Origin of the sequence: Thalassoglobus sp., assembly GCF_048270125.1 — a bacterium.
GTDB lineage: Bacteria > Planctomycetota > Planctomycetia > Planctomycetales > Planctomycetaceae > Thalassoglobus.
This window is the reverse complement of record NZ_JBLWTN010000041.1, coordinates 1-12,927: the sequence shown is the minus strand read 5'-3', so window position 1 is coordinate 12,927 and position 12,927 is coordinate 1. Positions and strand designations below refer to the sequence as shown.

Here is a 12,927-nt window from a genome sequence, read left to right as displayed (position 1 = left end):
AGAGGACTTCCGATGATTCCAACACACCGTCCCCATTTTTCTGCCGCAGAAGAGAGAGCCGTTACCGATGTGCTAAGAAGTGGGTGGCTGGGAATGGGGCCGCGCGTTCAGCAATTTGAGCAGAGAATCGCAGAACTGCTGGATGTCCCACATGTCATTGCGGTGAATTCCGGAACGGCTGCGTTGCACCTCGCTCTGGAAGTTTTGAACCTGCAGTCAGGTGACGAAGTTATTCTCCCTTCGATGACATTTGTCGCGACTCCTCAAGCGGTCATTGCCGCAGGGGGGATTCCGGTCTTTTGTGACATCGACGAGCAGACGGCTAACATCGATATTGATGATGCAATGAGCCGAGTCACTCCTCGTACCCGTGCCATCGTCCCCGTCCATTACGGTGGAGTTTCATGTGACATGAACGAATTACTGGACAGAGCTGGTCGGTTGAATCTTGTCGTGATCGAAGATGCAGCCCAGGCGTTTGCTTCCCGGTATGGCGGAGAAAATTTGGGCACGCTGGGAGATATTGGTTGCTTCAGTTTCGATCCAATCAAGAATATCTCTTGCGGCGGCGGGGGCGCACTGGTTACCCGTAGCGATCAGTTTGCCGATGTACTGAAGAAGAAACGGAACCTTGGAATTGACCGTGACTCCTGGACCCGCATCAATTCTGATCAAGATTGGTACTATAATGTGACAACGAGCGGTTTGCGTTATCACATGGGAGACATGAATGCAGCAATAGGACTCGTTCAACTGGATCGACTCGAATCTTTTCGAGCCAGAAAAATTGAAATTGTCCAGAACTACGACAGAGTTTTTGCGGACATCGAAGAGTTAGCGCTTCCTGATAGAAATCTTCCGGAAGTATTTCCGTTTAGCTATTACATGCGAGTCCTTGATGGTCGCCGAAATCAACTTGCTTCTGTCTTGGCTCAAGATGGAATCGGCACAACAGTTCGCTTTGTTCCCAATCATCTCCAGCCATTTTTTGAACGCACGCCCAAAAGCTCTCTTCCAGTGACGGAAGCTGTGTACGACGAAATTATCACCTTGCCGTTGTACTATGATATGACTGAGCGAGAGTGTGACGCTGTGATTTCTGCTGTGAAGAGATTTTTCTGGAATCCCTGCGTTGACGTCCCCGCTGAAATTGAGCTTGCGCGAGAAAATCCGGATGCCTGAAATGCCAGAATCACTGTTAATTCTCGGGACTGGAAGCTTCGCGGAACAACTTGCTGAAGTCGTTGAGGAGATGCCTGAGTTCGAGTTAGCAGGTTTTGTGGAAAATCAGAATCTGGAAGTCTGCAAATCTGGATTTGCTGGGAAACCCGTCTATTGGGTTGGAGAAATATCGACACTCGTTGAAACGCACGTCGGGGTTTGTGCGTTAGGATCGACACTCAGACAAGGGTTCATCTCTCAGGCTGAACAGGCGAGTTTGAAGTTTGCTACGCTCAGGCACCGATCTACAATGATCGGGCGTGGTACAAAAATTGGCGAGGGGTGCATTTTACTCGCTGGAGCCAACATCGCACCTCTCTCCAGTATCGGGAAGAACACGATTGTGAATCGGTCTGTTTTGATTGGGCATCACACAAAGATTGGGGAATGCGTGACGTTATCCCCCGGAGTGAACATTGCCGGGAAGTGTATTGTCGGCAATGGTTCTTACATTGGAATGGGGGCTATCGTCCTGGATGGGATTCGAATCGGGTGCGGGTGTGTCGTTGGAGCAGGTGCAGTCGTGACGAAAGATGTTCCCGATGGAACTCAAGTTGTCGGAGTTCCGGCTCGTATTGTGAAAACAGCCATCAATGGTTACTGATCTGCGTTGATAGCATCTTTCGAATTGGTGTTCGGGTTCTGCCTCTCAGCAACATCAATTTTACTGGTGAAACGCGTGCTACATGGGTACAGCAAGGCCAGAAGTTCAGTTTAGCCATGTTGCCAGCGGTAATGTTTTCCAGAGCAGGTAAGCTGCCGGACCGGCGTACATGACGCTGTCGAGCATATCGAGTAAGCCTCCGAAGCCCGGGAATAACTGGGCGGAGTCTTTCTTGCCAGCGTCTCGCTTTAAGAATGATTCGCAGAGATCACCGATCAGTCCGACGACTCCAATGACACATCCGTAGAGAACTGCCCAGTACCACGCTGGGGGAGCCCAGTCTGCGTTGAAGAAGGGAGTCGCAAATTCCAGCCAGAGCCATCCACACAATCCCGCTCCAACAACGGCTCCCACCGCTCCTTCTTGAGTTTTTCCAGGACTTAAATTCGGAGCCAGTTTGGTTGTGCCAAACAGACGCCCGAGTGTGTACGCTCCGATGTCGCCACCTTTTGCACAGATGAGCAGAGAGCCAAGCACGAGGTAACCTGCCTCATGACCGGCAATCCATCGCAGTTGCGTCGTCACTGCAAGAAGAACACCGACATAGCTGACGATGAGAATTTCGGTTCCGAGTGATTCAATGTTTCCCCCGGGACCGCGAAATCGAGCAGCTTCCGAGGCACACAGCAGCATCACCGTGAAGGCGTAAATCAACGCGACGAAATTGAGATCCCCTGTGTCGCTAGCAGCCCCGGTAAGGTGTGGAATCCATCCCGCAAAGACAATCGCTGCGGCACAGCTGAACATTGCGGGCAGTTGCAGTCGTTTTGAACGATCGCGAACCAGGTCGGCACATTCCCAGACACTTCGAATGGCAAGAATCTCGGCAAACACAAGCAGGAACAACGCAGACTCGCCACTCCTCGCATCAAGATAAAAAATCCCAATGAGCAGGGGAATCAAAATTGCCGAAATGATGAGTCGCCAACCAAGCATGAATGATTGTGTTCTTTTTGGTAATCTATTAAGAAGTCTCTACGGTACTCTTGTAACCTTTGCGATTGTCTGGATTCTCGATTGGTTGCTCAGGGATTGTCTGAGCGAATCGTAACAAGTCGTTGTTGATGAGAATTGACGTGGCAGTATCATGGGGCAGAGAAAGAAACGCAACGATGTAAACGGGTCATATCAAAATTCATCCAAGAACCAGCCAGCTTGCGATGGTTAGGAATCCCTTCCAAATGGCTCGCGTCTCAACCAGCGGTTCTCTGATTGAGAAAGCAGTCTGGCTCAAAAGACTCCATATTTGAAATTGGTTCGAGTTGAATGCCGATAAAAGTCTGTTTTGTAGCACTCAATGCCTATCCGGCAATCGATCCGGAAGCTGAGGGAACTTTTGGTGGGATCGAAACACGATCCTGGGCATTCGCACGAGCACTGGCGCAAAATCCTGAGTTTGAAGTCTCTTTTCTTGTCCGGCATTGGAACCCATTAAGAGAAGGGACTTACGAAGGAGTTCAACTTCATCTGATGAGGGATCGGTTCTTTCAAGTTCGAGATTCACTGTTGTCGAGATTCAAAACGGTCCCACGATTTCCCTGGATCCAGCTCAAACAACCACAGCTCTCTGATGTACTCTATTTACCACTCCTGGCCGGGCTCAAAGTGATTCGCAAGCGAAGGGGGGCTCGCGATGCTTTGCCGGCTGTGACACAGATCGACGCGGATCTTTTTTTGACATTCGGTGTTCAAAGTTTTTCAGCAACTGTGATCGCGTCCGCACAGGCGACAGGACGACCCGCAGTCTTGTTTCTCGGTTCGGACGGTGATCTGGACGAAAATTACTTGCCGGGTAACAAATTTGTCAGCGTCTACAGGGATAGTGCGGACGTCTGTTACTGGACAATTCAAAATGCGACTCAAATTCTCTGTCAAACCAAATTTCAACAGACGAGGTTGAAAAAACTGTTTCAACGAGAGAGCCGACAGGTTCAAAACCCCATTGATCTCGATGATTGGGACGGCCTTTCCAGAAAGAAGATTGAACCAGCATTACATGCAAATCTGGATCGTTACGCTTTATGGATTGGACGTGCTGAATCTGTACACAAGCGGCCGCAAGTCTTGCTTGAAGTTGCAGCCCAGTGTCCCGGTGTCAAATTTTTGATGATTATGAATCGCCATGATGAAGTTTTCGCTGCTGAAATCAAAAAGAAGGCACCAGCGAATGTCAGTATTGTCGAGAAGGTTCCGTTTCCCAGCATGGCAGCGATCTTTTCTCGGGCTGCGGTTCTGGTGAATACTTCATCGTTGGAAGGGTTTCCGAACACTTATTTGCAAGCTGCGGCGTCAAACGTTCCTATTGCATCGCTGAGCGTTGAGCAGGACTTCTTGTCAGCTTCGAATTCCGGGTACTTTGCGAACGGGAATGTCGATGAGCTTTCCGGATACGTTCGAGATGTCTGGGAGGAGCGAATTTCTCCTGTGACTGGTCGCGAGTATGTTGAGCGACACCACAATATCAACCAGCAAACCGAACTTCTTGCAGAGTCACTCAAGGATGTGCTGAAGTCATCGTGACTGCATCGAGAGCCACTGAATTGCAGTGGGAAGATCACCTTCGTGACCACCTTCGAAGATGGTGATTCGGACCGGGCCAGCCTGTCGCCTTAAGAGGATCTCGTGTTCGCGCTCTTCCTGCGGCCCAGTGAATCGAAGATCCTGTGGGATCTCCTGGGTCTTCGTCATTGTTTTAATTTGAGACTGCGTGAACTTCTCGGGACGCTGATTATTGGCGTCTGCAAGAACATTGAAAGCATTGAAAGTCTGGCTGATCGGAACGGAGCCGGTGTGTCCGTCGTGAATCCCGGCGTTCAGATCAATCGGGAGACTTCGTGCACGAGCCAGCCAGGTCAACGGAGAACGTTCTTTCAGTTGCTCATCAACTTGTTGACTTGTTCCTGGTGCACCGCCAACAGCTTTCTCGACGTTCTTAAAATAATTTCGTCCTGCGGCTTTTGTTTCGGAGTGCCAGGCTGCGACGTCACTAATTCCAACCCAAGCTGAAACGCCCGCCCAAATCTCGGGGTGCTTGCCTGCCATTTGCATCGACATGTGACCGCCACCGGAGACTCCTGTGAGGTAGATCCGGTCAGTGTCGATGGAGTGTTGCTGCTTCATCCACTCAACCGCATCGACAATGTCCTGCACGGCCAGCGGCGAACCAAGAGCTTCGGGCGTCCAGTTTGGTCCACGAAAATTCGGATGGATCAAAGCCCATTTCCGCTCCCGGCATTCCTTCAGCGCGACTTCGATATGTCCCTTTTGTTTGTAGTCTCCACTCCACGTATGTAAGACGACAAGCAAAGGGATTGGTTTTTCCGGTGAGTCCGGAGCAAAGGCAAATGCAGGCTGTGGGGTTTTGTCCATCGAGCTCAGGATGGAGACTTCTTCAAGTTCCTGCGCCAATCCAAACGAAGACAGCGAGACGAAAGCACAACAGAAAATGAGAGTTTTCATCTGACAAATCTTATTGCTGGAGCAAAGAAATTGTTGGGGCAAAAGCGTCTTCGCCTGTGGACATCGGTCTGGCTTACAACGATTAACATTCCTGACAAGAAAAAATCAAGTGATCCGGATTTTCGAAGGAGCAGCACGTCACCTCAGGAAGAGGTCTCCCATGCTCAAAACAGAGGCCTGCATGTCCTTTGCATCCAAGTTTCCTTGGTGAGTGGAGAAAGCCAAGATTGTGGATGCCTCTGCAAGTCAAAGAATCCGTTTCGGTTAACCCTTCATCCTCAGCCATTGTCCAGTTTTGTCCAGTGGGTTTAGATCGACTTTGACCTCGGCTCCAGCTCTCTCAGGTCGCGCGTTATGAAAGTCCAGCTGTGCGAGACTGCAAGTTCTTGACGGCATTCACGAACCGTTGTTGCAATTCGAGAGGCATCTCTCTGAAGTCTTCGATCATCTCAGGGCTGAGAGCAACGACGACTTTTTCGATGGAAGCACAAGCACGTTTGTAAATTTCTTCTGAGCTGGGGCCTTCCCGCTTCTCATCGTCGTCACTCGAAGCATCGCCCCGAGCTCCTTGGCCGAATGGAGCGTAATCGGAATTTCCCGATGATTCCCGCGGAGCAGAACTAACCGTTTCCGCTCGTTCGCTGGAACTTCCGATTCCTGCACCGGCAAGAGAACGGCCTTCTCCCTCGACGTCCGCGACTTCGCGAACCATGTTATCGCCCACCTGCAAGTAGTCGGGAGCAATACTAAAGGGGGCTTCTTCTTCAGCTGGTGCGGTGAGATCTTCGCCATGCTGAGAACGCCTCCAGGCTTTCATCTCAGCGACGGTCGCTTCGATTTCGTTCGCCCATTGCAAACATTCAGAAGCATCGTCCCAGTTCAAGGCGACATAGAAGTGTGACCACTTCAGGTTTGTGTAGTCGGTGTTGACATCTGCAAATGTTTCCCACACTCGGCGACGTTGATACACCTGATCTCCACTCAGGCCGATCATGGAACCAAAGTCGGCGTCAGTTCGGCCTCGTGCGTATTTTTGCGTCCATTCAGAGGCACATTCTCCGATCACCCAGTTGCAGCTGCTTAAGGCTTCCTGTGCCCGGATGACGAGTTGATCTTCGGTTTGAGTCTCTTCAGCAAGAGTTTCTTCAGCCATGATCGTTTCAGTCCTTATTCGATGAAATCCCAAGGGATTTTTGTGTTCAAATGTTCATTCGCTCTTTATCGTACGCGGGCCAGTCTCATTCAGCGAGTTGCCCGCAACAAAATTTCAGAATTTCGAGCTTCTCATCAGTTCCAAATCGATACACTTTCACTGACTCGTGCAGCACTCATTGTTGATAGACAGGCTCGGATTCGCAGGATGGCAGGCAAAACCTGCAGGCGAAGTTCGAAATGCTGACAATTCAAGAGTGGTTGAACCACTCGACTTGCTGCCGAAAGAAAAAACTCCGTGGATGAGAACGTGGCAAGATTGTCGCTTCGTGAATGATCCACCATACATTTGTGAAGGAAATGTCAAGGATCGAAGTATGCAGGTGACAGGAGAAATCGCGGAGATTCGAGCAGCTATCGCCAGGTCGCGGCAGCAGGGATGCCAAATTGGATGCGTCCCCACGATGGGAGCACTTCACGCGGGGCACATCAGTCTTGTGGAGGAATGTCGAAAACGTGTCGATTACGTGTTGGTAACCATCTTTGTGAACCCGACTCAGTTTGGCCAAGGAGAAGATCTCGACAAATATCCGCGTCCGCTAGAGGCTGATCTGGACGCATGTCGTGCAGCAGGAGTCAGTTGCGTCTATACGCCTGAGATCCCATCGCTCTACCCGGACGGATATGGCACTTGGGTTGATGTTGAAGGAATGTCAACGATTCTCGAAGGAGAGTGCCGCCCAGGCCATTTTCGTGGAGTCACGACCATCGTCGCCAAGCTCTTTAACATCATTCAGCCAGACGTCGCCTGCTTTGGCGCGAAAGATTATCAACAGCAAACCCTGATACGCCAGATGGTCCGGGATCTGAACATGCCCATTGAGGTCGTCATCGCTCCCACAGTTCGCGAAGCAGACGGACTTGCGATGAGCAGTCGCAACCAATACCTCTCGCCAGAGCAGCGACAGACGGCGCTCTGTCTTTCGCAAGCGCTCAACATTGCTGAAGAATCTCTCCTGGCTGGTGAGACCAGCATCACACAAGTGGAGCAACAGATGCTGGATCACATCAACTCATTTGATGATGTCCGGCCTGAATATGCCGTGCTGCGTGACCCGGACACTTTGGAGGAGCTGAAATCTCTCCAACCCGAAATGGTTGCTTTGATCGCGACCTATGTGGGGCAGACACGATTGATCGATAACCGTAGAATTTCGCTACCACATTGAAAAGACTCTCCGTCCCATTCGACGGTAGTTGAATTAAGAACTCGTCTCGGAACCTTCGCATCGAGCCATTGGCTCCTTTCTCGCCTCTGTGGTGGATGCCGGGCTTGGAAATTTTCCTTCGCGAAGTTGTTCGAAGAACCAAATGAAGAGAGCAGGGGACTCCCCTGTCAGTGAACCCGGTCAGTGAACCCTGCCTGAATCGTAAATAGACATGCGCCAAACACTTTTTCGAATCTGGATTGAAAAACCGTGGTCCCTTTGGACCGAAGTCCCCGGAGCGCCACCGCACTTGGGGGCATGCTGGATTGCGATCATTGTCGGCGCGGTTTTGTTTCTCTATCACCTCGCTCGCCGCGACCAGGAGTTCTTGCGCGACCGGGTGAACTGGTTGATGTGGGGATGTGCGATCCTTGGCTTGAGCATCGCTCCATTCTTTGGAGTCTTGCCAGCATCTGTCCCTGTGTTTGGTTACGGAGCCATGGTCCTGATTGGCTTCGTCTCTGCGATGGCTTTCTCATGTGCGCGTGCGAAGGCGGTTGGGCATAATCCGGAGATCATTCTCGATGCTGCACTCTGGGTTTTGGGGATCGGAATATTTGGTGGCAGGCTCGCCTACTTGATTCAATATGGAGATGTGGTCTTTCAGGACGCCAACAGCTTCGGTGAACTTGCATTTGCTGCGATAAACCTCTCCGAAGGAGGCCTCGTTCAGATAGGTGGTTTAGTCGGCGGGACTCTTGGATTCTTGATCTTCTGCAGATTGAAAAAAGTCGACTTTTTCGAGTTCGCTGACATCATGGCTCCAGCAATCTTTATCGGAATCGGATTCGGGAGAATCGGCTGTCTGCTGAATGGTTGCTGTTATGGAGATCGTTGTGAACTTCCATGGGGGATCGAATTTGCATCAGGAACTGTCACCTTCAATGAACTCGTGATGAAAGGGTTTGTTGATCCTGATGCAGGTGCAACGTTCTCTCTCCATCCGACCCAAATCTACAGTTCAATCAACGGGTTCGTTCTGGCGATCGTCACCGGCGTTTACTTCTGGTATCGCAAGTACCGAGGAGATGTCTTCGCACTGGGCTGTATTTTGTATGCACTCACACGAATTCAAATCGAATTTTTGCGAGCCGATGAGATGGGACAACTCGGAACCGGTTTTACGATTTCTCAGTTTTACAGCTTAGGAATCATCGCCAGTGGCCTCGGCATTATGCTTTTTACACGTTGGCGAAGTCAAAAACTTTCAGCCCCGACTACGCAATCCCAGAATCCTGTTTGAGCTGAATGCCTACATCGTTCGCCTCTCCATGTTCGTTACCACACTCGCCAAAGTGAAAACCGAACAGGCAGAGAAGGGATGACTGTAATGGCTCGACCTTACGCACTCAACGAGCGGTTCAACATTGGTTGAACCGCTCGTGTTTTGTGGTCAGAGTTTACGGTAACGAAAGTAGAGTGCATCAGATTCTTAATATGAACGTCGCGTCAGGCGTCGGCTTCTTGTGTTTGTCTGTCGACTGTGCCATTGAGGAGGGCTGCTCGTCACGTGAGTCGCAGACTGGCAGGATTTTTGAGAAACACTTTTGCTGTGACTCTTTTGCTTTGTCGGTGGAAGAAGAACAGAATCAATCACGTGGATGACTCCGTTTGAGGCGTCGATATCTGTTTTGATGAGATTCGAATTATTGACTTGAGCAGCCCCTTCGTTGATGCTGATCGTCACAGAGTTCCCTTCCAGAGTTTTCGCATGCTTTGCTTTCAACGCGTCCGCTGCGTAAACCTTGTCTGCGATCACATGGTATCTCAGGATCTTTGCAAGCTGATTCTTGTTTTCAGGCTTCAACAAGTTTTCTACAGTCCCTACAGGAAGCTTGGCAAAAGCTTCGTCTGTCGGTGCGAATACAGTGAACGGACCTTCTTGGTCAAGCACTCCGGCGAGCCCGGCAGCAGAGGCCGCTGCAATAAGTGTTTTGAACACGCCTGCTTCCTGGGCGACGCCAACAATCGATTTATCCTCTGGCAGGATGACAGCATCGATGCCCGGATCACGCCGTTGGAGCAGAGAATGTCTGTCGTTACAACTTTCGCCCCATCGATCATCACCCCATTTGCAGCGGAAATGTCTACGTGTTGTCCGTTCACAGTTGCTGCTCCGGACAATTTTACGACGTCAGCAGCTTTCACTTCTCCAGCGACGACATGGTAGGTCAAAATACTTGTTAAGAGTTCTTTGTTCTCCGGTTTCAAAAGTGTTTCTACTGTTCCCTTGGGTAACTTTGCGAAAGCCTCATCCGTCGGGGCGAAGACTGTGAAGGGGCCATCTCCTTTGAGGGTTTCGACAAGTCCCGCAGCTTTGACCGCAGTTACCAAAGTGCCGAAAGATTTCGCAGAGACTGCAGTGTCGACGATGTCTTTCGTCTCTGCCTGAGCTGATCCTGAAAAACCAATCGCTGTCAGAGTCATCGTCAATCCGTAAGCTAAAATCCTCATCTTGAAATCCTTGTGTTGTCTTAAAAGGGGAAGGGAGCCAAGTTTGGCGGTAAGCAAAACGTTCAAAACGTTCACTGCTCTTTTTGTAGACAACACTCTGAAGGTGACCACCTAGGTTTCAAAAGAATTTTGATACGCCGCCACGCTGTTACGGCGCTATTGTCACAGGAAGAACGATTCGAAATCCGATTTCTGCATCAGCCCGATCGGGTGGGGAATGTCCCCGATAGTCTGAACTTCCGACCTGAATAGAAGTATGAAATGAGCCTCCTTTAGTGACGCGGCTCTCTCCGACAGTCGGGCCAGTAGGATTTGTGGTGCATTCGTCCCAGAACTGTGTCTTGAAAGGTTCGGACCAGTCATGACACCATTCCCAGTAGTTGCCATACATGTCGTACAAACCAAATTGATTCGCTTTGGCGGTTGCGACCTCGTGTGGTTGGATACCACTGTTAATCCCGATCCATTCCTGATCGATGAAATCGATAGCGCGTGTGCCCCACCACCACCGATCTTTCGTTCCTGCCCGACAAGCGAACTCCCACTCAGCCTCTGTCGGCAGGCGGTATCCATCAATTTCTGGGATGAGATCGAAGTCCGCATACGGCGATTTTTTACCTTCCAGCTTGTTCAGTTCCGAGCAAAATTCGACCGCTTGAAACCATGTCGTATCGACAGGAAATGAATCAGTTTGAGTCCCCTGAACCAAGTCTCGCTTTGCTCCGGTGGGACTGAACACTGACGGGTTGAATCCAGAGACTGTCTCAAACTGTTGCTGGGTTACTTCTGTCGCTGAAATGTAAAACGCGTGTGTCAAACAGACCCGGTGAGGCGTGACGCGGTCCTGTATTTCAGGTCCAAGAAATTCTTCCAGCGAGAGCCTGGCAGCCTCGTTTTCATAGAAATTCGCATCTCCTTCTGTAATGCCCTGTATAAACTCGCCGGGTGGAATCAGTCGCATCTTGATCCCCGCTGAGTTTTCAAACTCGACGGGAATCTTCAGGTAGGTTGCCCACTTTTGCTGAGACGTTCTCGCTTCATCTGCACTGAAGGGGATTCGACTTGGAGCTGGCGCGTCCTTCGGGAAACTTCCCCAGACTGTTGAGGTGGACGCGATCTCTGACGTTTCCCGCCAGATTTTTACCTGCTGCGTCTCTCCTTCCTGCAACGAAAATTTCTCAGGATCGATTCGCAGACCTGAATCAGATTTTGCACTCATCTCGTAAGTCCCTGGTTTCAGCTTTTGAAACTTCAGACTTGAGTGAGTCAATTCAATTTCCTGAAGAACATTTGTGTCGACATTTCGTAGAGTCAAAGACTGACCGCGAATGCTTGATGAGAATTGATCATCCGCGACCTGAATGACTAGAAAAAGAGGCTCTCCTTTTCGAGACCCTCCCAGGACTAAAACAGAGATCAGTATCAGCAACAGGCAGCCGGCGATGCCCCCAATCGCTTTTACTCCCAGTAAATTGCGGGCGAGATTTCGAAACGTGCCAGAGCGCGAAGGAGATGTCGCGGGTGTCCTCGTGCCATCATTAACGGGTGGGGCGGATGTCGTCTTCCGGTTGTTATTGTCGTGGGTCGTGGCAGAGAAAGGCCAAACCCGCGTCGGAGTGTTCACAATGCTCAGATCATTGATGAACGATTGTAACTCGAGATCGTCGGTGGCAATTTTCTTTTTCTCGTTCAACGGCTCACTATTCAGAAGGTCATCCAACTCTTTACTTAATGAAGCCATATCCTGAAACCGCTCTTCAGGATCCTTACAGACCATTTTGTTATAGAGCTGTTGCAGTCCTTCGGGAATTTCACTGAACGGAGACGAGAGTGGCGGGACAGGTTGTTCTCGATGGGCAATCGCTGTTTCCAAAAATGTCTCGCAGCGATACATCGTTGTTCCGGTCAGCAAGTGATAGAGAACAGATCCCAAGCTGTAGATGTCGCTCCGTTCGTCTGCCGCTTTGCAATTCAGTGATTGTTCAGGAGCCATGTACGCAGCGGTTCCCATCATCACGCCACTTTGGGTCAACTCTTGAGCATCACCCTGCATCGTTTCTCGAGTGAACCGAGCCAGCCCCATGTCTAAAATCTTGACGTTCCCACTTTCGTCGAGCAAAAGATTTGCAGGCTTGATGTCTCGATGAATCACTCCTCTTGAATGAGCGTATTCCAGCCCTGCGGAAATTTGTTTCACGGCCTGCAATGCGAATGAAACTGAGACCGGACCGGTCTCTTTGAGAACTGCAGCAAAATCTTTTCCTTCGACAAACTGCATCACCAGATAGTGAATTCCATGGGCTTCACCAGCATCGTATGCGGCAACGACATTGGGGTGATCCAACTTGGCAGCTAATTTGACTTCCTTTTGGAATCTTGCAAGCAGGTTTGAGTTTTTGGTGAACTCAGGAGAAATCACCTTGACGGCAACAATCCGGTCCATGCGGATATGACGTGCCTTGTAGACTGTCCCCATTCCCCCTTTTCCGAGTTGATCGAGAATCAAACAATTTCCTAAAGTCAGTGACTTCGCTTTACCGGAGAGAATTTGATTTGCCTGAAAGGTGGTCAAGACTTCACTTCGAACGAGTTTGCGTGCGAGCGTCTTGAGGGCAATGCGTGGATCCGATTGCCTGATGGTGAGAAGTATGTCATCAAGCTCAGGCTTGGACAGAAGCCCCAAGTCCTGAACAGCTGAAGCAAATTGAT

Annotated in this window: 10 protein-coding genes and 1 pseudogene; 5 read left to right on the top strand and 6 right to left on the bottom strand. The window is 50.3% G+C overall.

Going from position 1 to position 12,927, the window contains the following annotated elements:
* Window positions 1-12 precede the first annotated feature (12 nt).
* Together ACN0YR_RS23870 and ACN0YR_RS23865 are read left to right on the top strand one after the other, a co-directional pair.
* Window positions 13-1,182 carry a DegT/DnrJ/EryC1/StrS family aminotransferase gene (locus ACN0YR_RS23870; RefSeq protein ID WP_417851721.1) on the top strand — a complete coding sequence of 390 codons (1,170 nt, stop codon included), beginning with the start codon at window positions 13-15 and terminating at the stop codon, window positions 1,180-1,182.
* Between the two features lies 1 nt (window position 1,183).
* Window positions 1,184-1,825, top strand: a complete 642-nt coding sequence (locus ACN0YR_RS23865) for an acetyltransferase (protein ID WP_417851720.1) — start codon at window positions 1,184-1,186, stop codon at window positions 1,823-1,825.
* Window positions 1,826-1,930: 105 nt separating this feature from the next.
* Here ACN0YR_RS23865 and ACN0YR_RS23860 read toward each other — a convergent pair whose 3' ends face one another.
* Entirely contained in the window at window positions 1,931-2,821 is an 891-nt protein-coding gene (locus ACN0YR_RS23860; protein WP_417851719.1) for a phosphatidate cytidylyltransferase, read from the bottom strand.
* Between the two features lie 330 nt (window positions 2,822-3,151).
* On the opposite strand from ACN0YR_RS23860, the gene ACN0YR_RS23855 reads away from it, so the two are divergent.
* Complete coding sequence (locus ACN0YR_RS23855; protein WP_417851718.1) at window positions 3,152-4,405, top strand: glycosyltransferase family 4 protein; 1,254 nt, start codon at window positions 3,152-3,154, stop codon at window positions 4,403-4,405.
* On the opposite strand, the gene ACN0YR_RS23850 is transcribed toward ACN0YR_RS23855, so the two are convergent.
* Together ACN0YR_RS23850 and ACN0YR_RS23845 are read right to left on the bottom strand one after the other, a co-directional pair.
* Window positions 4,397-5,344 carry an alpha/beta hydrolase family protein gene (locus tag ACN0YR_RS23850; protein ID WP_417851717.1) on the bottom strand — a complete coding sequence of 316 codons (948 nt, stop codon included), beginning with the start codon at window positions 5,342-5,344 and terminating at the stop codon, window positions 4,397-4,399. The genes ACN0YR_RS23855 and ACN0YR_RS23850 overlap by 9 nt on opposite strands.
* A gap of 352 nt (window positions 5,345-5,696) precedes the next feature.
* Window positions 5,697-6,497: a hypothetical protein gene (locus tag ACN0YR_RS23845; protein WP_417851716.1), complete on the bottom strand. Its 801-nt coding sequence runs from the start codon at window positions 6,495-6,497 to the stop codon at window positions 5,697-5,699.
* Between the two features lie 328 nt (window positions 6,498-6,825).
* On the opposite strand from ACN0YR_RS23845, the gene panC reads away from it, so the two are divergent.
* On the top strand, window positions 6,826-7,725 hold the full coding sequence (gene panC, locus ACN0YR_RS23840) for a pantoate--beta-alanine ligase (protein ID WP_417851715.1): 900 nt from the start codon (window positions 6,826-6,828) through the stop codon (window positions 7,723-7,725).
* Between the two features lie 211 nt (window positions 7,726-7,936).
* Complete coding sequence (locus tag ACN0YR_RS23835) at window positions 7,937-9,007, top strand: prolipoprotein diacylglyceryl transferase (protein ID WP_417851714.1); 1,071 nt, start codon at window positions 7,937-7,939, stop codon at window positions 9,005-9,007.
* A 189-nt stretch (window positions 9,008-9,196) separates the two neighbouring features.
* On the opposite strand, the gene ACN0YR_RS23830 is transcribed toward ACN0YR_RS23835, so the two are convergent.
* The 3 genes and pseudogenes from ACN0YR_RS23830 to ACN0YR_RS23820 all read right to left on the bottom strand — a co-directional run.
* Window positions 9,197-9,658, bottom strand: coding sequence for a fasciclin domain-containing protein (locus ACN0YR_RS23830; RefSeq protein WP_417851740.1), 462 nt, complete (start codon window positions 9,656-9,658; stop codon window positions 9,197-9,199).
* Between the two features lie 84 nt (window positions 9,659-9,742).
* Window positions 9,743-10,191 (bottom strand): annotated as a pseudogene (locus ACN0YR_RS23825) (fasciclin domain-containing protein); the annotation flags it as partial.
* Window positions 10,192-10,366: 175 nt separating this feature from the next.
* Window positions 10,367-12,927 (bottom strand): protein kinase domain-containing protein (locus ACN0YR_RS23820; RefSeq protein WP_417851713.1); only part of this gene is annotated, 2,561 nt, incomplete at its 5' end.